At 55.7% G+C, this 20,322-nt stretch carries 19 protein-coding genes; 7 read left to right on the top strand and 12 right to left on the bottom strand.

The annotated features are described in order from the left end of the window. The first annotated feature begins 1 nt into the window (after nt 1). From fliD to JQN73_RS02360, 6 genes are all read left to right on the top strand, one after another. A complete protein-coding gene (fliD, locus tag JQN73_RS02385) occupies nt 2-1,489 on the top strand; it encodes a flagellar filament capping protein FliD (RefSeq protein ID WP_205321546.1) in 1,488 nt (495 codons plus the stop codon). 14 nt (nt 1,490-1,503) lie between these two features. Beyond that, nucleotides 1,504-1,971, top strand: a complete 468-nt coding sequence (gene fliS / locus JQN73_RS02380; protein WP_205321545.1) for a flagellar export chaperone FliS — start codon at nt 1,504-1,506, stop codon at nt 1,969-1,971. A gap of 1 nt (nt 1,972) precedes the next feature. Continuing rightward, nucleotides 1,973-2,311 carry a flagellar protein FliT gene (locus JQN73_RS02375; RefSeq protein WP_205321544.1) on the top strand — a complete coding sequence of 113 codons (339 nt, stop codon included), beginning with the start codon at nt 1,973-1,975 and terminating at the stop codon, nt 2,309-2,311. A gap of 48 nt (nt 2,312-2,359) precedes the next feature. Then, nucleotides 2,360-3,547, top strand: coding sequence for a flagellar hook-length control protein FliK (locus JQN73_RS02370; protein WP_205321542.1), 1,188 nt, complete (start codon nt 2,360-2,362; stop codon nt 3,545-3,547). Between the two features lie 6 nt (nt 3,548-3,553). After that, entirely contained in the window at nt 3,554-3,826 is a 273-nt protein-coding gene (locus JQN73_RS02365) for an EscU/YscU/HrcU family type III secretion system export apparatus switch protein (RefSeq protein WP_205321540.1), read from the top strand. Nucleotides 3,827-3,988: 162 nt separating this feature from the next. Continuing rightward, on the top strand, nt 3,989-4,663 hold the full coding sequence (locus JQN73_RS02360) for a response regulator transcription factor (RefSeq protein ID WP_205321539.1): 675 nt from the start codon (nt 3,989-3,991) through the stop codon (nt 4,661-4,663). A 29-nt stretch (nt 4,664-4,692) separates the two neighbouring features. On the opposite strand, the gene JQN73_RS02355 is transcribed toward JQN73_RS02360, so the two are convergent. Continuing rightward, nucleotides 4,693-6,789 (bottom strand): tetratricopeptide repeat protein, encoded by a 2,097-nt coding sequence (locus JQN73_RS02355; RefSeq protein WP_205321538.1) that lies wholly within the window; start codon nt 6,787-6,789, stop codon nt 4,693-4,695. Between the two features lie 389 nt (nt 6,790-7,178). On the opposite strand from JQN73_RS02355, the gene JQN73_RS02350 reads away from it, so the two are divergent. Further along, nucleotides 7,179-9,296 carry a bifunctional diguanylate cyclase/phosphodiesterase gene (locus tag JQN73_RS02350; RefSeq protein WP_205321537.1) on the top strand — a complete coding sequence of 706 codons (2,118 nt, stop codon included), beginning with the start codon at nt 7,179-7,181 and terminating at the stop codon, nt 9,294-9,296. A gap of 197 nt (nt 9,297-9,493) precedes the next feature. Here JQN73_RS02350 and flgL read toward each other — a convergent pair whose 3' ends face one another. The 11 genes from flgL to flgB form a co-directional block, all read right to left on the bottom strand. Beyond that, a complete protein-coding gene (flgL, locus tag JQN73_RS02345) occupies nt 9,494-10,714 on the bottom strand; it encodes a flagellar hook-associated protein FlgL (RefSeq protein WP_205321536.1) in 1,221 nt (406 codons plus the stop codon). Between the two features lie 13 nt (nt 10,715-10,727). Then, nucleotides 10,728-12,704, bottom strand: a complete 1,977-nt coding sequence (gene flgK, locus JQN73_RS02340; RefSeq protein WP_205321535.1) for a flagellar hook-associated protein FlgK — start codon at nt 12,702-12,704, stop codon at nt 10,728-10,730. A 180-nt stretch (nt 12,705-12,884) separates the two neighbouring features. Next, nucleotides 12,885-13,853, bottom strand: a complete 969-nt coding sequence (gene flgJ / locus JQN73_RS02335; protein ID WP_205321534.1) for a flagellar assembly peptidoglycan hydrolase FlgJ — start codon at nt 13,851-13,853, stop codon at nt 12,885-12,887. A gap of 4 nt (nt 13,854-13,857) precedes the next feature. Beyond that, on the bottom strand, nt 13,858-14,994 hold the full coding sequence (locus tag JQN73_RS02330) for a flagellar basal body P-ring protein FlgI (RefSeq protein ID WP_205321532.1): 1,137 nt from the start codon (nt 14,992-14,994) through the stop codon (nt 13,858-13,860). Beyond that, nucleotides 14,994-15,689 (bottom strand): flagellar basal body L-ring protein FlgH, encoded by a 696-nt coding sequence (locus JQN73_RS02325; RefSeq protein WP_205321530.1) that lies wholly within the window; start codon nt 15,687-15,689, stop codon nt 14,994-14,996. Before JQN73_RS02325 ends, JQN73_RS02330 begins: the two co-directional genes overlap by 1 nt. A 14-nt stretch (nt 15,690-15,703) precedes the next feature. Further along, on the bottom strand, nt 15,704-16,486 hold the full coding sequence (flgG, locus tag JQN73_RS02320; protein ID WP_205321528.1) for a flagellar basal-body rod protein FlgG: 783 nt from the start codon (nt 16,484-16,486) through the stop codon (nt 15,704-15,706). A 99-nt stretch (nt 16,487-16,585) separates the two neighbouring features. Next, on the bottom strand, nt 16,586-17,329 hold the full coding sequence (locus JQN73_RS02315) for a flagellar basal body rod protein FlgF (RefSeq protein WP_205321526.1): 744 nt from the start codon (nt 17,327-17,329) through the stop codon (nt 16,586-16,588). A gap of 67 nt (nt 17,330-17,396) precedes the next feature. Then, on the bottom strand, nt 17,397-18,623 hold the full coding sequence (flgE, locus tag JQN73_RS02310; protein ID WP_205321524.1) for a flagellar hook protein FlgE: 1,227 nt from the start codon (nt 18,621-18,623) through the stop codon (nt 17,397-17,399). 110 nt (nt 18,624-18,733) lie between these two features. Beyond that, nucleotides 18,734-19,411, bottom strand: coding sequence for a flagellar hook assembly protein FlgD (locus JQN73_RS02305; protein ID WP_205321522.1), 678 nt, complete (start codon nt 19,409-19,411; stop codon nt 18,734-18,736). Between the two features lie 48 nt (nt 19,412-19,459). Next, complete coding sequence (flgC, locus tag JQN73_RS02300) at nt 19,460-19,855, bottom strand: flagellar basal body rod protein FlgC (RefSeq protein WP_205323132.1); 396 nt, start codon at nt 19,853-19,855, stop codon at nt 19,460-19,462. Between the two features lie 38 nt (nt 19,856-19,893). Further along, nucleotides 19,894-20,307, bottom strand: coding sequence for a flagellar basal body rod protein FlgB (gene flgB, locus JQN73_RS02295; RefSeq protein ID WP_205321521.1), 414 nt, complete (start codon nt 20,305-20,307; stop codon nt 19,894-19,896). Between the last annotated feature and the right edge of the window lie 15 nt (nt 20,308-20,322).

Here is a 20,322-nt window from a genome sequence, read left to right as displayed (position 1 = left end):
TATGTCTTCTACGCTTTCGCCGATTACCACGCCTTCTGATGCGGCGGTTGTTTCTACAATTGGGGTAGGCTCCGGACTTGATCTGAATGGTTTGATGACCAGTTTGCAGAACGCCGAGAGCGTTGGGTTAACCAACATTAACAACCAGCAAGCCAGTTACACCGCCACCTTAACGTCATACGGCTTGTTGAGCGGTGCGTTGAGCGGGGTGCAGACGGCTGCTGCTGCGCTAGGAAAACCGAGTCTTTACACCAATGTTTCGGCGACGTCGTCGTTGACCGGTGTGCTGACAGCGACTGCCGACTCAACCGCGGTGAGTGGAACATATTCGGTCAATGTAACGCAAATGGCGCAGGCCCAGACGGTGGCAACAACCGGTGTGGCCAGCACCACTACGGCAATCGGCAATGGCACGGTGACCATCCAGTTCGGCACCACTTCGGGTGGTACGCTCAACGCCGCGACAGGCACCTATAGCGGCGCGACTTTTACCGCAGACACGACTCAGGTAGCAGCTTCGCTGACGATTAACAGTTCCAACAATACATTGGCCGGCATTAGCTCGGCAATTAACGCCAATAAAGCGCTTGGCGTATCGGCATCGATTATCAGCGACGGCAGCAGCAGCCCGAACCGTCTGGTGCTAACTGCACTGGCCACAGGCCAGACCTCCAGTATGCAGATTTCGGTGACTGGAGATACCGCCTTGTCGAATCTATTGTCGAACGATACCAGTAGTACGCAGAATCTGCAGCAGACCTCGGCGGCCCAAAATGCCCAGCTGACAGTCAATGGTATCGCCGTCACCAGCACTACCAATACCGTTGCGCAGGCTATGCAAGGTGTCACGATGACGTTAGCCGGAACCGGCAGTACCAGCGTCGCAGTGCAAACGGATACCTCCGGGGTAACCACTGCGATCAACAATTTTGTAACGGCGTATAACTCGCTACACAGTACCGAGGCGAGTTTGACCGCGTATAACAGCACCACAGGGGCCGCCGCCGGATCACTCATCGGCAGCTCAACCTTAAGCAATATCGAGAGCCAGATCACTAGCGCTTTTAACATCCCGCAAAATGGGGGGAGCGGGTCGCTGACAACGCTGGCTCAGCTTGGTGTGACGTTTCAGGCCGACGGCACCCTCGCCGTGAATTCGACCAAGCTGGCGAGCGCACTCAGCACCAACCTCAGCGGTGTCGCAAGTTTATTTTCCAGCGCCAGCGGCACCACCGGTTTCGGTTCCCAAATGTCAGCGCTGATCACAGGTTTTTCCAGTACGTCGGGGTTGTTGACTGATGCTACGTCCAGCGCAAACGATTCCTATACGGCACTTGGCAAGCAATACACGGTCATGCAGAATCAGATCAACACCACCATGGCAAACTATCAAAAACAGTTTACCAATCTGGACGTGCTTATCAATAAGTTAAATTCGACCAGCACTTATTTGACGCAGCAATTCGCACCGGCGACCACGACAGCCTAATAGGGTCCATTCTCATGTACATGTCACACTCCAGAACACCCGCCGGCAACAAGGCCAGTAACGCTTACGCCAGGATCGGTATCGAAACTGCAGTCATGAGCGCATCGCCGCATCAGTTGATCACGCTGTTATTCGATGGCGCCAAAGCGGCGATCACTATGGCGCGCTACCACATGGCGAACAGCGATATCGAGGGTAAGGGCAACGCCATTTCGAAAGCGATCAATATTGTCGGGAGCGGTCTGAAGGCTAGTCTCGATGCTTCGGAAGATCCGGGGCCAGGGGGCGAGTTGGTGGCAAACCTTGCGCAACTATACGACTACGTTATTCAATGCCTGCTGAATGCCAATCTGCATAACGATCCGACCAAACTGGATGAAGCCGAGCGTCTGCTCGACAATATAGGTTCGGCGTGGCGCGAAATCGAAGGTAAAACCCAACAACAGGGTGGGCAGTCGCTGCCTGCGCAATCCAGAGGGTGAGATGGGATATCAGAGTGAGGTAATACACTGCTACGAGCAGATTGCGGCAGTGACCGAGCATATGGTCGCATTGGCACGAGCGGCCAACTGGGACGAGCTGATCGCAGTGGAATTGCAATTCAGGGCGCATGTCGCTTACATCAAGTCGATTGAGGAGAGGCTGGTCGCGGTTGACGCACTCGATGCTTCGCAACTGGCTCACAAACACCGGTTATTGAAGCGGATACTGGCTGACGACGCCGAGATTCGTGACAATATCTCGCCGAAACTGGCGCAATTAAGCGCGCTGATGGGAAGTTTAAAGCGCCAGCAGTCCCTTAATCAGGCTTATGGCGCGTAACACGGCGAGAAATGCATGCGTGGCGTGATGCCCAGAGTTGATACGTTAATGGCAACTACGCTGGGGCAGCGGGCTGATTTGTTGCCATTGCGTGCACAGACCGACGTTGGTGGTCCTGGAGCGGCCGTCAGCACACAGGTGATCGCTAACGATCCGCGTATTCCATCCCGACAGGCGCTGGATTTGCTAGTTGGCCAGGATGCCAATGGCGATGTATTGCCATCGACCCCATCCGCTGACGGGGCCACTCTGAGTATTGCCGCGCGTGTGATCAGCGCCATTCTGGGGCCCACGCCAGCGGACGTTGAAGCGCTGCAAGGCAGTGTACCGATCTGGTCGTCAACGCTTAGTCCGGCGCCGGATCTGCTGGCGGCAGAACTTGCCAGCACGGTCATCACCAGTGGTCTGTTCTACGAAGCGCATCTGCTGCAGTTTGCAGCCGGTGGTCGTACATGGGAGCAAATGCTGCAGGAGCCACAGGCAGCTCTCGGATGGCCGGCACCGGACGACGATGTGGCACCGCCGGTAGCAGATGACGCTATGTATCCAACCTCCATACCCGATACGGGTAGCGACGCACTGACGTCACAAATTCCTCAACAACCCACCTCAGCCGCATCGATTGTCACCTTCATCAATGGCGATGCGCAGTTAGTAACGACTGCTGCGCTAACAACGCTAGCGATCTCGCCACGCAACAATTCCGGTTCTGTCAGTGTGGAGGCAGCTTATCGAGCCGGCAGCAGGGCGCCGCTCCCGACACGCGCACTGGACGACAATTCTGCGTCGATGTCTTCGGCCATCATACGTGCTGATCGTCCATTAATACCGACGGTGCACCCGGACGCTGCGGGGCTAGTCCGTCAGCAGCTCGAATTGCTGGCAATGCCGGTATTTCGCTGGAGTGGCGAAGCCTGGCCGGATGCCAGGATGGAGTGGGAAATTAACGAGCGCAAGGATGCGCAGCCGGAAGCCGCTGTCGTATCAGGCGTGGCGCGCATCTGGAATACGCGCGTGGCAATTACCCTGCCGAAGCTGGGGACTATCGAACTAAGCGTGAGCGTCTGCGGCGACAATGTACATGCCGATATGGCCGCCGGCGAAGATGCCAGCAGGGTGGCGCTGCGGAACGAGAGTGCGGCTTTGCGACAACGTTTTGCCGATGTCGGACTACAGTTGAGCGGCTTGCATGTGGTACCGCTGGCACCGCTGAGATCAACCGACACGACGGAATAAGGCTTGATGGAAACCGGACATGAACAGCGCCAAAGCGCGGTAGCACTATCATCGGGCAGGGGGGACCAAGCCCCTCTGGTATTGGCAAAAGGCTATGGTTTGGTCGCCGAAGCGATCATTGAGCGGGCCCGTGAAAATGGATTGTATGTGCACGCGTCGCCAGAGCTGGTTAACCTTTTGCTGCGGGTCGATCTGGATGCTCATATTCCACCGCAGTTGTATGTGGCAGTAGCGGAACTGTTGGCTTGGTTACATCGATTGGAAAAGGAAGCAGAATAGAACGAATAACGAAAATTATTAGCTTATTGATCACGTATGCACACTTTATTCGCCTGTGTAACAAATTGTTGCTCAAATGTTAAATTTTGCTTTGTGCGGACTCGATCAATGGCCGATAATCGCATCACTTTTAACAGTTGTTCACAAACCGCATAGATAGAGATGGATATTTCAGCTGTAGCACCGATTCGCGTACTGATTGCCGATGATCAACGGCTCGTTCGTCGGGGATTGCAGCACATTCTGTGTGCCAGCCCGGGTATCGTAGTCATCGGTGAGGCCAGCGATTATGTTGGTATCACGCAGGTTTTGCGCGAACAACCATGCGATGTATTGATATTGGATATTGCGATGCCCGACAAGGATGGCATCGAAATTCTGCATTTACTGAAGAAGCGTGAACCGATGCTGCGGATCATGGTGCTTAGCAGTTACGGTCCGGAACAGTTCGCGGTACGCGCCCTGAAAGCCGGAGCGGCAGCCTACATGACCAAAGACAGCACCCCCGATGAACTTCTGGAAGCGGTGCGTGTGGTTGCACGTGGAAAGAAATACATCAGCCAGAACCTGGCGGAGTCACTCGCTAACCACGTCATACACGAAGACGAGTTGATGCCGCACCAACAATTATCGAACCGTGAATTCCAGACCGTGCGAATGATTGCCTCGGGCCAGACCCGCACCGAAATAGCCAAGAATCTATCCATCAGTCCGAAGACCGTTAGCGTTTATCGCTCCCGGGTGTTCGAAAAAATGGGCGTGAGGACGAATGCGCAGTTGACCCATTACGCGATCAAGCATGGCTTGCTTGACTCTGTATCTGCCTGGACAATTTGACCGCATCTCCCCATCACGGCAATCTGTGGCTATGGCCTTCGTTCCTGTGGGTATAGTGCCAGTTGATCTGACGTAAGGGCAAAAGCCTCAACGCGGCAGGCAGCAAAATTTGCGCCAGCTTCTGCAACTTTCTCCATTAGTGCGTGCGTCACTTCCGCTATCAGCGCCGTCCATTCCCCTTTCTCCTTATGCTGTTGGCGGAATAAGCGCAGTGCGCCCGGATACCACGGCGTATCATGTCGCGTTTGCATCCAGCGCCAATCGGTTTTGTAAGCAGGCAAAAGTACCCAGCAGTCCTTGCCAAGCGCGCCAGCGAGATGCGCGACGGCGGTGTCGACGCAGATCAGTAAATCGAGTTGTGCAATGATGGCGGCGCTGTCCGCCAGATCGGCGACGGCGCTGCCAAGATGCCGTAACGGCTGCGTTGGGCCAGGTTGTTGGGCGACATCTTCATCCGCGCCTTTTTGAAGGCTAATAAATGTCACACCTGGTACCGACCAGAGTGGGGCCAGGTTCGCTAATCCCGGCAAGGAGCGGTGCCGATCATTTTCATGCAAGGGGTTGCCTTTCCAGACCAGCCCGACTCGAAATCCCTGCTGCGGCAAATGTGGCAACCATTCGGCCAGACGCTGCGGTTGCGCGTGCAGGTAGGGCAAATGTGCCGGGATCGTCTCCAGTCCGGTCTTGCAATGCAGCGGAAAGCTGAGCGGCAAGGTCCAGTAATCATGCGTTGGGAGCACTCCCATGTCGCCAATGGCAACCACCTTATCGACACCCGCCAGCGTGGTCATCAGGCTTTTCAGTGGGGGATGACAAACCAGTGTGATGTATGTCGCCCCTTGTTCCTTCAAAAACGGCACGTAGCGCGTGAACTGCATCATGTCGCCCAAGCCTTGTTCTGGCCATACTAGAAGTGATTTTCCAGCCAGAGACTCGCCCTGCCACTGCCGGCAGGCCAGTTCAGGCGTTGTCGTGCCGGTGTTGGTACGTGCCTCGTAATAGCCCCAGCCCTCGGAAAAGCGACCGAGAGACAGCAGCAATAGCGCGAGATTGTGGCGTGCCAGCAGGTAGTCTGGTTGCAATGTCATTGCTTGGCGGAAGCACAGTTCCGCTTCGTCGAAGCGCTGGCAATTCATCAGCATGGTGCCAAGATTGGAATAGGCAATGGCGCTGATCGGTTTGAGGACAATTGCTTGCCGGTAGAGTTGCTCGGCTTCCGCGTCGCGCTGCTGGCTTGCTAACAAATTCGCCAGATTGAAGCGGGTTTCCGAAGATGCCGGGTTCAGGCAGATTGCCTCGCGGTGGTGCTGCTCGGCCAGATCGTCCTGTTTGCGGTATTCCAGCAACAGTCCGAGATTGGTATGGGCTTTCGCATTGCCTGGATCAAGCGCGAGCGCCTCCCGATAATGCCGCTCCGCCTCTTCGGGACGTTTCTGTGCCACGAGCAATAGCCCGAGGTTGGAGTGTGTTCCAGCATTTGCCGGGTCCAGTGCAAGCGCTTGTCGATAGCATTGCTCCGCTTCCTCGTTGCGCAGTCGGGATGCCAGCAAGACACCGAGGTTGGCGTGCGTTCCGGCGTCCGCCGGCGCTAGCACAAGGGCTTGCCGATAGCTGTATTCAGCCTCTTTATCGCGTTGATGCGAAGCCATTAATACACCGAGGCTGGCGTGTATCCTGGCGTTTGTGGGTGCAAGCGTCAGTGCTTGCCGATAGCATTGTTCCGCTTCGTCGACACGCTGTCGATGTGATAAAAAAATACCCAGATTGAAATGGTTTCCGGCATTCGCCGGTGCCAGTTTCAAGGCCTGCCTATGGCATTGCTCAGCCTCCTCGTCGCGTTGCAGTTGTTCCAGCAAGACGGCAAGGTTGGCGTGGACGCCAGCTGCGTATGGTGCAAGCGCGACGGCCCGTCGCCAGAATTGTTCCGCTTGCGCGTGGAGGCCGAGATTCACCGCGCAGATGCCGGCCAGTTGGCAGAGGTCGGGGTTATCGCTATCGTGGGCCAGAGCATCCGTGGCAACTTGTAGTCCTTGCGCAAAAAGTCCACGCGACAGCAGACCGCCGATTTGCTGCACGGGCGTCTCTGGTGCCGGTCCGGAGGACCAAGCTTGGGAGGGTTTTTGCATTGTGTCGCTGTCAGGCCGGAGGCCGCTATGTCGCTGGGTTTCAGAACGCTAATTTCAGAACGCTAATTTCAGAATGCTAATTTCAGAATGCTAATTTCAGGATTATAGGTTGAGGATTGTAACCACCGATATCGCTATTTACCGCCAATCTGACCCTAATACTTTTCGAGGGATTGCCGTTAACTTAGGTAGAGCGCCCCCGCTTTTTGCTTTTATAAGGTTTTGGCATGTTTTTTACTCTGGACTCCGTACGCAACGTGCATTTTTCAGCATCATTACGGCAACTGCCGACGTTGCGTCACATCCAAATCAGTGCTTTCAAGCATATCTCCGGCGATCAGGTAAACATACCAGGAAGTGCTGATCCACAATGTTGACAGCCTAAAAAAATGCTCATTCATCATTACAACAGTTCTATGGTGGTAATTTCCTTTCTGGTTGCCATGTTCGTTTCGTTTATGGCGCTGGACATGGCGGCAAGAATAGGTGCCGCGGCAGGAACAGCTGTATACGGCTGGCTGTTCGGCGGTGCCGTCTCGATGGGACTTGGTATCTGGACCATGCATTTTGTCGGCATGATGGCCTTCAGTTTGTCGATTCCGCTGAGCTACGATCTATCTATTACCTTGTTATCGGTGCTCATTGCAGTGGTGGTGGCGGGGTTCGCGCTGTGGCAGGTCAGTCGGCCTGAGCTACCGTTGGAGCGGCTCAGCACCAGTGCGATTGTGGTGGGCGCTGGCATCACTGCCGTGCACTACACCGACATGGCAGCGCTGCGGATTCAGCCCGGTATCCAATACGATCCGTCGCTACTTGCCGCCTCTGTTGCGATTGCGATCGCTGCTGCCGCTGCCGCATTGTGGATTACCTTCCGGTTACGCAAGAACACATCGCATGTCTTGTTGGCACGGGTCGTCGCGGCGACAGTCATGGGTGCGGCTATTTCCAGCATCCATTATACAGGCATGGCGGCGGCCAGAATTCCGCTTAACAGCGTTAGCATGCCGGCCAGCGCGGCAGTCGGACCTGGCTGGCTGGCGCTTGTGATCGTGGTGGTGGTGTTGGCGGTACTAACCGTTACATTGATGATTTCGGCGTTTGATGCACGGCTGGAAGCGCGTACGGCCAAATGGGCGATGTCGCTGGCCGAGTCTAACGAGGAACTCTCGCACCAGGCGCTCTACGACAACCTCACCAAGCTGCCGAATCGCAGCCTGCTGAAAGATCGTCTCAACCAGGCAATTCACAAAGCGGCTCGCGATCAAAGCCATTTCGCACTGATGTTCACGGATCTCGACGGTTTCAGGATCATCAACGATTCGCTCGGTCACAACACAGGAGATCTGCTGTTGGTCGAAGTAGCGGGGCGGATCAGGACCATCATGCGGGCGCAGGACACAGTGGCACGCCTGGGGGGTGATGAATTCATGGTGCTGGTGGAGTTTAGCGAGCCGGTAGCGGCCGCCACTATTGCCAGCCGCCTGGTTGCGCTGATCAACAAGCCCTTTCACATCAACGCGCATGAATTCCAGTTATCGGCTAGCGTCGGTATTGCTATCTATCCGGAAGACGGCAGCAACGAGCACGATCTGATGGTGAACGCCGAGTCGGCCATGTATCACACCAAGAAAACGGGGCGCAACGCTTATCATTTTTTCAAAGTGTCGATGAACGCCAAGACGCAAAATCAGTTGCGCGGACTGCAGGAATTGAGACTGGCGCTGGAGCGTAACGAATTCGTGCTGCATTATCAGCCTAAGCTGAACGCGCCCAACGGTCCGGTGTTAGGTGCGGAAGCCTTACTGCGCTGGCAGCATCCGACCCGTGGACTCGTCATGCCTGCCGATTTTATCCCGTTGGCGGAAATATCCGGATTGATCGTGCCGATCGGCGAATGGGTACTGGACGAAGCCTGCCGCCAGATGCGGAAGTGGTACGACCTCGGCAACCACGACTGGAGAATAGCGGTTAACCTGTCTACATTACAGTTCGTGCATGACGATCTGCTGGAGGTCCTCCAAAAAACTTTAGCCCGCCACGATCTCCCTGCGCATTGCCTCACGCTGGAAGTGACCGAGTCAACCGCTATGGAGGACGTCGATGCCAGCATGGCAATCCTGGAACAGATAGCAGATCTTGGCATTGATATTTCAATCGACGATTTTGGTACCGGTTATTCCAGTTTGCTCTACCTGAAGCGGATGCCTGCTAATGAATTGAAGATAGATCGTGGTTTTGTCAGCGATCTGGAATACGGCACGGACGATGCTGCGATCGTCGCCGCGATTGTGGCACTTGGCCGTACGCTTGATTTACGGATCGTGGCCGAAGGCGTCGAAACCGAAGCACAGCAGGCGTTCCTGACCGAACTCGGATGTGATGCGCTGCAAGGCTATTTGTTCGGGCGGCCAATGGACCCGGCGCTGTTCATCGGTGCCGTGGAAAAATTTAGAACGAAGCTGGACACGCGTTCGCTGGTCCCGGTTCCATTGCCGATTCTAGCTTGACTGTGATGCAGCGCGGTGTCAAAGGCGCGTTCGAGCCAGGCGAACACACCGAAGTCAGGTTTTTTAAGCAGGGCACTGGATGAGCGGCGCGTCTTTGTTTACAACTTCGGACCGTTGGCGCGGGTAAGGAGTGGGGCCGGGGAAAGATGGCTGATGATTAGCATCCGTCGCGGGCCTTATTAACGGAACAATCAGGCTTAACGGCCTTGTACGTAATTCATCAGTGAAATGCCTTGCATCTTCACAAATACCTGTTGCGATGCCTGCAACGCTGTCTGGGCCTGATAGAACTGCGCAATCGTGCTCGCATAGTCCACGTCCTGCAAGTTCGATAGCGTGGTCTGATACGCCAGACTGGAGGTGGTGCCGGCGGTACTGAGTGTCGATAATTCATTCAGGCGCGAACCGGCTGACGCATTCACCGTCGTTACGTTGTTGAGTGCATTCGTGATCTTGACGTTGCCGGTAGTTAAGGCGTTCTGCAATTGCGCCAAAGCAGCAGGGGTGCCATTACTAACCGGTTGTTGGAGCGCCGTAATAATGTCGCTGATAGCGCCGAACATATCGGTGCCTGCATTTTTGGCGGTGGTCACATTCAAGCTGTCGCCGTTCGCTGGGGTGCCGGTGACGGACAGGGTGACGCCACCGAAGCTAATCGGCGTGCCTGCGGTGTAAGTGCCGCTCGCGATCAAGGTGTTTGGGGCGGTGGTCGTGGCGACGCTATAGTTGCCGCCGGTAAAACTGACGACAAAATCCTGACCGTAATTGGGATCGGATGCATTTGCCATCGCGGTCTGTCCGAACGCGGCGCTGCCGCTATTGCCGCTGGCGGCAGACGTGACATACCCTGCGCCTCTCTGAACCGACTGGAAAACAGTGCCGCCGGCATCGCTGGCCGAGATCTGCTGCGATGCGCTCACCTGCATCATGCGCTGGCCCTGATCGCCGTTATACGACATGCTGCCGTTTGCCCGCTGCGTAAATGGTGCATTGCCGCTCACAAAACCGGCAAACAGATATTGGCCATTGCCGTCCTGGCTGTTGCCTAATCCTTGCAACTGAGTGTAGTCGCTTTGCAATTGAATCGCGATTGAGCCTCGGTCAGCATCCGATAATGCGCCATCGCCAGCTTCTATTACCAGGCTCTTGACGCTGATCAACAGGGTGGAGATGCTTTGCAGCGCGTTTGATTCCATCGATAGCGATTGCGTTGCCTGGGTATTACTGGCAGCGTATTGGCCATTGAGCGACATCGCTTGTGAGACCGTAAGCGCATTCGCTGCGCCAACCGGGTCGTCCGAAGGAGAAACCATTTGGCTCGACGAAGCGAGCTTTGCCTGAACCTGAGACAGACTGCTTTGCTGCGAACTCATCGCGGCCATACTTTGTGCATAAAACGTCTGAGTACTGATACGCATTATATTTTCCTGTTTAAGTACTTGTGGCCACAGCTAATATCGCTGCAAAGGTCGTCACCGCAGCCTGGATCACCTGGGCATTGGCTTGATACATTTGCTGGTACATCAAGAGGTTGCTGGTTTCTTCATCCAGGTTCACACCTGATACCGATTGTTGAGATGCCTGAATTTGCGAGGTCAGGGAGGTTTGCGCCGTACTCGCGGTATTCAGCTGGCTGGCCTGGTTGGCAACGCTGCTGACGAGTTGCGTGTAGCTGGCGTTATAGTTGGTGGTGCCGCCGTTCATGGTCTTTGCGTTCTGTAACGCTCCCATCAACAGCGCATTGCTGCCGTCGGACACGCCACTTGTATTTTGACCGATAGTGAAGGTATCGCCGTTGGACGGCTTGCCGCTGAGGCTGACGCTGATGCCGTTAAAGCTCATCGCGGCACCGGCGGTAAAGGGGACTGCAGTTCCCGCGGCATAAGTGGTTGGCGTGCCACCCGATGGCGTCACAGTGACGGGAGCCGAAGTCGGGAATCCGCTTAATGTGCCCGAGGTGCTGTTATAGGTGAGTGTCACGCCACTTGTCAAAGGCGTCGCCAGATAGGCTGCGTTGACCGTGCCGGCACTAAGCGCGCCGCTTCCCTGATTGGTGGTTGTATTGCCGGTAACGATGGGCGAGGCCGCGGCCACGCCGGCCGGATCGGTCAGCGTCATCTGCATATTTTGCGCGCCGTTGAGAGTCGGTTGAATCAAGAATGAATCGCCTGAATTCGCTGCACCGCTGGCAACTGACAGCGTCACGCCATCAAAGGCAAGTGGCGAGGCGGTAGCGGTAGGAGGAACTACAACGGTATTATCCGACAAGCGGGTGACCGAGTATTGCAAGGCATTTTGAGCGCCTGACACAGTGAGCTTGTAGTCGCTGTTGGTCAATTGCGCGGCATTTGAGAAAGCTGCCGTGAATGCCATATTGCCGGTGTTTGCCGTGTTTGCGACGATCGTCGGACTGGCCTGGGAGAATATGTTCTGCCCTTGCGTACCATTCAGATCGACGCCGAGGCTTTGCTGCGCATTGACTGTAGAGGCTACGGTGATAGCCAATTGTCCAATCGCGTTTTGTGCTGACGCCAGGGAGCTGTCTCGGAATTGCAGCACTCCCCCAAGCGATCCGCCGGTCAGCGTGCTATCCGGCAATACCGTTGGCTGGCCACTGCCGGTTGTCAGTGCTACGACTGTCTGATTTGGATTGGCAGCAGAACTAACCGCTTGCAGTGCGTAGGACTTGCCGCCCTGAACCAGACTCTGGCCGTTACCGATGATGATGTTGAGTTGACCGTTGCTTTGCGTCACGACTGTGGTGCCGACCACCTTGCTTAGCTGGCTCACGAGCTGATCGCGTTGGTCGAGCAAGCCGTTTGGTGCCTGGCCGCCGGCTGCGATGCTGGCCTGTGAAATTTGGGTATTCAGACCAGCAATCTGGCTGGTGTACGAATTGATCTGGCTGACATTGCCTGCAATCTCGCTGTTAACACCGGTGCTCAGACCTGAAAGATAGGCACTCGTGGTGCTGAACTGATTGGCCAACGATTGCGCTGAACTGATCAATTGCTGACGCGCGGCGGTATCGTCGGGTGAATTGGCGACCCCCTGAACGTCGGTAAAGAAAGTCTGCATCAACGGTGCCAGGCCGGTAGTCGTACTGCCCAACTGGCTGTCGATCTGGTTGATCTGCGTGGAATAGGTGCTTAGCGAAGCGCTGCTTGCTTGCGCCTGATTCAATTGGGTAGTGAGATATTGACTGTAACTGCGCGTGATATTGCTTACCTGGGTACCGGAGCCTATATAGGTGCCTGAGGTCGATGAACCGGCGCCCGGCACGGTCTGTACCGTTTCGAGGTCGTAGCCGGGAGTATTAACGTTGGCGGTATTATTGCCGGTAGTCGTCAAGCCTGCCTGTGCTGCCGCCAGGCCACTGATCCCGATAGAAATTAAGCTGTTCGACATGCCAGTCCGTTCTGAAAAAATCAAGTAATCGATATTGCCGATATTGCTAGCTTTGCTAATACTGCTCACATTCGATATAACGGCAGGCTAGCCGTAAACTTTAGGGTATTCTAAAAGTCGTCGCGTATTGCCATCGGTGGCGATGAGGTCGTGGTGCAAAATCAGAGAAATAACGGACCTTTATGCAATCTGCTTCATGATACGCACCAGCTTTCCTCCGTATTGCGGATCGGTGGCGTAGCCTGCACGTTGCAGGCCGTACGCCGCCTCTACCGGATCGCCAGCCGCCAGTGCCTGCGCATAACGTGGGTTGCTGGTGAGGAACTTCCCGTAGTCTGTGAACGCCTCTTGATACGATCCGTAGGCCCGGAAAGTTGCCTTGGTATATTGCGCAATGCCATTGACATATTCCGTGGTAGTGGCCTCGACCACCGGCCCTTTCCAGTTCCTGCCAGCCTTGATACTGAACAGGTTGTAACTCTGGTTGCCATTCTCGTCTTTGATCTCGCGCTGACCCCAGCCGGATTCTAGTGCTGCCTGCGCCAAAATCAGTTGTGCTGGTACTCCGCTGGCCACACTAGCGGCTTGCGCGGATGCACCCATGCGTGCGACGAACTGCTCAATGCGTGCTTGCGAAGTGCCGCTGGCGGCGCGTGCGGAGTGACCGGATGCGGCGTCGTAGAACGAGAGATTCGGCGCGGCGGCTGGCGCTACTGCGGGTAATGGCAAGCCGTGCTGCATGAGGTCGAAAGCCTTAGCGGGCGAATTCAGGGGTTTGATCGGCGCTGTGTCATCGTCCGGAACGGGATTGATGCTGCGCTTGAGTTGGGCTTGCATCGCGTCAGCTAGTCCAAGGCCGCGACCGGACAGGCTTTGCGCGAGCTGCTGATCCAACATCGAGGTGAACATTTTTTGCTGATCGCTATCGAAGGGGCCGTCGGACGGGGTCGCGTCACGCATGCTCTTGAGCACCATCTGCATGAACATGGCTTCGAACTGGCGCGATACCTGTTTCAGACCTTCCTGCGGTGAGGTCCGGGTTGTCAGGCGCAGCTTATCGACACCTTGCACGTCGAGTGCAAAACGCTGATCGAGAGCGCCGCTGGAAGTCGTTAGCCCGGTCGTGGTACTGGTCGAGGTCAGACTCATGTTGCTAGATAATTTCCAGCTCGGCACGCAATGCGCCAGCAGCTTTTAACGCTTGCAGGATCGATACCAGATCCTGCGGATTGGCACCGAGCGAATTCAAGCCCTTTACAACATCGGCCAGCGAAGCGCCCTTGCGCACTACCTGCAATGCGCCGCCTGCCTGGTTCACTGAAATCTGGGAGGTCGGTGATGCGACGGTAGTTCCGCCGGAAAATGCATTGGGTTGACTGACCTCGGTTTTGGTCGTGATGACGACCGATAAGCTGCCATGCGCGACCGCACAATCCTGAATACGGACCGCTTGATTCATCACCACCGAGCCGGTGCGAGCGTTGATGACGACCTTGGCTGAGGCCAACGCCGGTATCACATCGATATTTTCGATGCGGGCCAGAAAGCTCACGCGTGCCCGTGGGCCGCCTGGTGCGATTAGACGAATGACACGCGCATCCAGAGCGGTGGCGGTGCCGTCTCCCATGGCGCGATCAATCGCTTCGACCACAGCTTCCGCGGTGCCGAAATCGGATTCGTTGAGTTCCAGCATCACATTCGCGTCGTCTGTAAGCGCTGAAGCCACTGCGCGTTCGACAATCGCACCGGCAGGAATTCGACCAGAGTTGAGTTGATTGATCTGTACCTTGCTGCCATTAGCCGACGCACCTGCACCGCCGACGACCATATTGCCCTGAGCAATCGCATACACCATATTATCGGCGCCCTTCAATGGCGTCATCAGCAGCGTGCCGCCACGCAGGCTCTTGGATGTACCCAGTGAAGACACGGTGACATCAATGGTCTGGCCGGGACGGGCAAACGATGGCAGGGTGGCGGTGACCATCACCGCAGCGACGTTTTTTAGCTGCATGGTGGTGCCGGCCGCCACGGAAATGCCAAGCTGAGACAGCATGTTGGTGAGTGTCTGGGTGGTGAACGGCGTCTGCGTGGTTTGATCGCCGCTTCCATCGAGGCCGACCATCAAGCCGTAGCCGATCAGGGGATTGTCGCGCACACCCTGAATACTGACCAGTTCCTTGAGCCGTTCCGCCTGGGCTGGGACGGCACAGGCGCAGCAGAACAATATGCTGCATACCAGAGTGTTCCAGCGTCGGCCGCTGCGCCTGAAGAATGGGGTAGGGGTCATCAGTAGGGCAATACGTTAAGGAAGAATCGTTGCAGCCAACCCATGTTCTGGGCTTCGTCGATATAGCCTTTGGCGCTATATTCGACGCGCGCATCTGCTACCTGCGTCGACGATACAGTGTTGGTGCCGGTGACCGTGCGGGGATTGACCACGCCCGAGAATCGAATAAATTCGGTGCCTTGATTGATCATCATCTGTTTTTCACCGCTGACCAGCAGATTGCCGTTACCCAGCACCTCGGTCACCGTCACAGTAATGACACCGTTGAAGGTATTGGCAGCATTGGCACCGCCCTTGGCATTCAGGGTGTTGGCACCGCTGCCATCGGCGCTCATACTGTTCGTCAGACTGCCCATGATTTTCGGTAATATCCCCAGCGTGGAATTGACGGCGCTGGTGCGACTGCTGTTGGCTGCTGAGTTCTTGCTGGCGTTGACATTTTCGACAACGACAATGGTCAGAATGTCGCCGACACTGCGTGGACGAGGATCTTCGAACAGGGCCTGCGCCCCAAAACCTGATTGATAAATCGCGGCATTCACGGCGACGATCGGTTGCAGGGGCGGGCGCGCAGTCATTGGCTGCTGCACCAGCGGCTTGCGCGGTATTTGTGCGCATCCAGCCAACATCAGAGTCAACATCGCAGCTAACGCGGTCAAGCCGTGAAACCGATTATTCACCTTATTACTCGCCATGAATGCGCCATTCATCACAAATCGGTCAGCTTCTGCAGCATCTGATCTGAAGTCGTGACCGCTTTGCTGTTGATTTCGTACGCGCGTTGGGTCTGGATCATGTTGACAAGTTCTTCCACCACGTTGACGTTCGATGCTTCGACATAACCCTGGCTCAGGGTGCCGGTACCGCTCTGGCCAGGTGCGCTCTGGGTTGGTGCCCCTGACGAATCGGTTTCGACGTAAAGATTGCTGCCGCTGCTTTGCAGACCGGTTGGATTCAGAAAAGTCGCCAGTTGCAGGGTGCCGACCTGCACATTGGCGGTGCTGTTGGCTTGCGTCACTGTGACCGCGCCAGTCGATGCGATGGTCAGACTGGTGGAATTGGCCGGCAAGGTAATCGCCGGTTGTACCGGATAGCCGCTGGCGGTGACTAGCTGGCCGTTCTGATTGGTCTGAAACGAGCCGTCGCGGGTATAAGCCAGCGTGCCGTCAGGCATCAGTACCTGAAAGTAGCCGTTGCCGTTAATTGCGACGTCGGTAGGATTACTTGTCTGGGTCGGTGTGCCCTGAGTGTTGATGCGTTCAGTGGTGACAACACGCACTCCGCCGCCAACTTGCAGTCCGGATGGCATGTTGGTTTGGTCAGAGGTTTGGCTGCCAGCCTGGCTCAGGTTCTGATACATCAGATCCTGGAACACGGCGCGGCTGCGTTTAAAACCGGTAGTGCCGACGTTAGCCAGGTTATTCGAAATCACATCGAGCTGGGTCTGTTGCGCATCAAGACCGGTTTTGGCAATCGAGAGAGATGAGATCATAAAAAACTCCTGCAAATGGTAAGGCTGGAACTGGATTTAAATAACGTATGTTGGTCGCTTTCCGACGAGCCGACGCCGCCCCGCATAATTGTTGCGGCATCAGGTCATGGTCAGTAACTGGTTGGCCTGTTGTTCGTTACTCTCGGCGGTCGATATCGTCTTCATCTGCATCTCGTAGCGGCGTGCATTGGTAATCATACTGACCATCGATTCGATCGGATTGACATTGCTGCCCTCCACGGTGCCGGTCAACAACGTGACCGACGGATCGGCCGCGGGTGTCGCCACATCCGGGCGCATGCGGAACAGTCCATCGTCGCCGCGTACCAAATCGGCGGAGGGGGGATTGACCAGTTTCAGATGGCCGATCGTCGCGGCGTCGGTTAGCGCAGCGCCTGCGCCGAGCGCACTCACCAATCCATCTTTGGTAATGGTCACTGCTGAGCCGGGCGGTATCGCTATCGGCCCTGCTTCGCCAATTACCGGATGCAAATCCATGGTCGTCAACTGACCATCTGCGGTGACCTGCAAGTTGCCGGTCCGCGTATACGCTTCGGTGCCGTCGGGCATTTGCACAGCCAGCCAACCATCGCCGTTGACCGCGATATCGAGGCTGCGGCCGGTGGCCGTTGTAGGACCGTTGCGCATGTCTGCACCGGGCGTTGAAGCAACGACGAAAGCGCGGGTGGGTGACTCGCTGCCTACCACCGGTACCGAGCGAAAGTTATTGAGCTGTGCACGAAAACCGGGCGTCGATACGTTCGCCATGTTGCTCGCTATCGATGCCTGCTGGTCCAGGGTCTGCGATGCACCGCCCATGGCGATATAGATCATGCGATCCATAAACGCTCCCCTACCTCTTCCGTGCTGAAGCCGATATTGTCAGTAGCGTCCGACGATTGCGAGATCATCACAAACCACTCACCAATGTTTGCATGATTTCATCCTGAGTCTTGATGGTTTGTGCGTTGGCCTGATAGGTGCGCTGGGCAATGATCAGATTGACCAGCTCGGAAGTCAGATCAACGTTCGACGTTTCCAGCGCGCCCGAGGTTAGCGACCCGGCGCTACCGCCCGGGGCACTAATCAGCGGGTTACCCGAGGCGGCGGTTGCCGTAAGGATGTTCCCAGTGGAGTTTGCCAGGCCGTTCGGATTGGCAAACGACGCCAAAACGATCTGGCCCAGGGTATTGGTCTGGTTATTGGAAAACTGACCGGTCACCGTGCCGTCTTTATTGATTGCAAACGACGTCAGCATGCCCGATGTGTAGCCGTTCTGTTTCGCTGCAGAAACCATGCCATCGGCGCTACCGTAATGGGTGGTGCCAGTTAGATTGAGCGTGTAATTCATCGGCGCAGCACCATTACTTAAGGCGATACTACCGGACGTCAAGGTGCCGTTTGCAGGTGTGACCAGCGTGCCGCTGCTATTGAACGTCAGCGAGCCAATGTTGGTCCCAGTAGTGGACGCGCTGGAAGAGGTCAGTGATTTACCATCAATTGTCTGGTAAACGTTCCAGGTACTGCTGCCTGAATTGACGAAAAAGCTGGTGATCTCATGCGAATTTCCCAGCGAATCATATGCTGTGATGGTATTTGAATAGTTGTAACTGGTCGCATCTGTGGTGTTGAATGGAGTGGTAGCCGGCGTCGTGTCACCTGAATTCAGATTGAATTCAGCGCTGATCTGGGTCGTCGGATTGGGTGGCATCGGTGTGCTGATAGGCAGCTTTAATGCTGAGGGCGTACCACCCGCGATTGCACCGTTGGCGCCAACCTGATAGCCGGTTACTTGCAAGCCGGCGGAATCGACGAGATAGCCGCTACTATTCTGAGTAAAGGCCCCATCGCGCGAATACGACATCTGGCCGGTTGGACCCATTAACTGAAAAAATCCATTACCGGAAATCGCGACATCTGTTCCGACGCCGTTGGTCGTTACCACCCCCTGCGAAAGATTTTGCGAAACCGTCGCGACCTGGACGCCGAGACCGCTTTGCGAGCCGGCATATACGTCGGCGAACTGCGCAGTGCCGGTCTTGAAGCCTGTGGTACCAGAGTTGGCAATGTTATTCCCGATCACGTCGAGATTACTGGAGGAGGCATTTAAGCCGCTGACGCCTTGTTCAAAACCCATGATGTGCCTCTAATTTAGTCAATTGAATTAAAAATCCGAACCCTGATCGCGCAAATCCACCGCAAAACGAGATCTGATCCAAACGAACTATCGGGTAATTAAAAGCGCGCTTAAAAAAACTGTTGAACGTTGCTTAAGGCTGTGGTGCTACCGTTGCTCAGACTCAGGTTGACGCCGGTGGTACCTTGCGCGACGCTTGAGACCTGTGCATAGTTCAATGCGTTCGCGGTCACAGACTGTCCGGCCAGGGAAGCGGCGACAGCGATTTGGTAAGTGCCGTCCGGGACCTGCTGGCCGCTGCCGTTCTGCCCATTCCAGGACAGCGTTTGCGAACCGGCACTTTGCGCACCCAGATTCATAGTGCTCACTACATTGCCGGCAGAATTGGTAATAGTGACGGTGGTCGTATCGGAGGCGCCGGATAATTGAACGCCAAACGGGGTAGCCTTGCCGCTGCTCACTGTTTCCGTATTGCCTGCCACTAATACACCTTTTCCGATTAGTGAAGCGGCTTGCAGGGTTTGACTGGAGCCGGTTTGGCTCACCAGCGAATTCAACGTGCTGTTGAGCGTTTGAATGCCGCTGACCGTGCTCATCTGCGCCATTTGCGATGTCATCTGTGCGTTGTCGAGTGGTTGCAGTGGATCTTGGTTATTCAGTTGCGAGACCAGTAGCGTGAGAAACTGCGAGTTCAGTTGCTCCGCTGAATCAGAAGCAGCAGCTAACGCTGCCGTGGCGCTAGAGGTCGATGAAGCGGAAGATGCGGCGGTAGCTGAACTGATTGTCATGATCTGGCTTTCTTGGGTGGCGACGACGTCGTCTTAAATTGGGTGGCGTTATTGACCGACGGTGAGGGTTTTTAACATCATGGTTTTGGCCGTATTGAGTACCTCAACGTTGGCCTGGTAAGACCGCGATGCCGAAATCATGTTGACCATTTCTTCGACGACGTTGACGTTCGGCATGGAGATGTAGCCGCTCTCGTTAGCCATTGGATTCTTGGGATCGTAGACGGTGCGCAGCGGCGACGGATCTTCGATCACGCCAGCGACCTGGACCCCGCCAAGATTTTGTTGACCGGTTGGTGCGACAGCAAACACCACTTGCTTCGCATGGTACGGCTGACCGTCGGGGCCGGTGGCGCTGTCGGCATTCGCCAGATTGCTGGCGGTGACGTTCATGCGTTGTGATTGCGCGCTCATCGCGGAACCGGCAATATCAAAAATATTCATCGAAACATTGGAAGATGACATGCGCGTGCCTTAAGAGATTATGACGAAACCGCCGATAGCATGGTCTTGATCTGCGCACCGAGTACCGTCAGACTGGCTTCGTAATGCACCGCGTTATCCGCAAAATTCACGCGTTCGACATCCATTTCGACGGTGTTGCCGTCGATGCTGGACTGGGTAGGGCTGCGATATTGCAGGTCGGCACCGCCAGCTGCTGTTGCTGTTGCTGTGCCTGACATGTGTCCCGCTGAGGTGGTGGTCATCGACATCGATTGCGACTGCCGCCCCCGCTCAACTGCCTGAGTCAGGGTCTTGCCGAAATCGAAATCGCGTGCTTTGTAATTAGGCGTATCTGCATTGGCGATATTCGACGATAAGACCTGTTGTCGTTCTGCGCGCAAGTTGAGTGCTTCCTGTTGGAAGTGAAGTGCTGAATCAAGTCTATCAACCACGTTATACCTGTCATG

It is taken from the genome of Glaciimonas sp. PAMC28666 (assembly GCF_016917355.1).
Classification (GTDB): domain Bacteria; phylum Pseudomonadota; class Gammaproteobacteria; order Burkholderiales; family Burkholderiaceae_D; genus Glaciimonas.
Note: the sequence above shows the minus strand (reverse complement) of the source record. Positions and strands in the feature narration are given on the sequence as shown.

Bases quoted from the DNA above. Each gene is read 5' to 3' on its own strand.
- fliD (WP_205321546.1), top strand. From the start codon at position 2: ATGTCTTCTACGCTTTCGCCGATTACCACGCCTTCTGATGCGGCGGTT.
- fliS (WP_205321545.1), top strand. From the start codon at position 1,504: ATGTACATGTCACACTCCAGAACACCCGCCGGCAACAAGGCCAGTAAC.
- JQN73_RS02375 (WP_205321544.1), top strand. From the start codon at position 1,973: ATGGGATATCAGAGTGAGGTAATACACTGCTACGAGCAGATTGCGGCA.
- JQN73_RS02370 (WP_205321542.1), top strand. From the start codon at position 2,360: ATGGCAACTACGCTGGGGCAGCGGGCTGATTTGTTGCCATTGCGTGCA.
- JQN73_RS02365 (WP_205321540.1), top strand. From the start codon at position 3,554: ATGGAAACCGGACATGAACAGCGCCAAAGCGCGGTAGCACTATCATCG.
- JQN73_RS02360 (WP_205321539.1), top strand. From the start codon at position 3,989: ATGGATATTTCAGCTGTAGCACCGATTCGCGTACTGATTGCCGATGAT.
- JQN73_RS02355 (WP_205321538.1), bottom strand. From the start codon at position 6,789: ATGCAAAAACCCTCCCAAGCTTGGTCCTCCGGACCGGCACCAGAGACG.
- JQN73_RS02350 (WP_205321537.1), top strand. From the start codon at position 7,179: ATGCTCATTCATCATTACAACAGTTCTATGGTGGTAATTTCCTTTCTG.
- flgL (WP_205321536.1), bottom strand. From the start codon at position 10,714: ATGCGTATCAGTACTCAGACGTTTTATGCACAAAGTATGGCCGCGATG.
- flgK (WP_205321535.1), bottom strand. From the start codon at position 12,704: ATGTCGAACAGCTTAATTTCTATCGGGATCAGTGGCCTGGCGGCAGCA.
- flgJ (WP_205321534.1), bottom strand. From the start codon at position 13,853: ATGAGTCTGACCTCGACCAGTACCACGACCGGGCTAACGACTTCCAGC.
- JQN73_RS02330 (WP_205321532.1), bottom strand. From the start codon at position 14,994: ATGACCCCTACCCCATTCTTCAGGCGCAGCGGCCGACGCTGGAACACT.
- JQN73_RS02325 (WP_205321530.1), bottom strand. From the start codon at position 15,689: ATGGCGAGTAATAAGGTGAATAATCGGTTTCACGGCTTGACCGCGTTA.
- flgG (WP_205321528.1), bottom strand. From the start codon at position 16,486: ATGATCTCATCTCTCTCGATTGCCAAAACCGGTCTTGATGCGCAACAG.
- JQN73_RS02315 (WP_205321526.1), bottom strand. From the start codon at position 17,329: ATGGATCGCATGATCTATATCGCCATGGGCGGTGCATCGCAGACCCTG.
- flgE (WP_205321524.1), bottom strand. From the start codon at position 18,623: ATGGGTTTTGAACAAGGCGTCAGCGGCTTAAATGCCTCCTCCAGTAAT.
- JQN73_RS02305 (WP_205321522.1), bottom strand. From the start codon at position 19,411: ATGACAATCAGTTCAGCTACCGCCGCATCTTCCGCTTCATCGACCTCT.
- flgC (WP_205323132.1), bottom strand. From the start codon at position 19,855: ATGAATATTTTTGATATTGCCGGTTCCGCGATGAGCGCGCAATCACAA.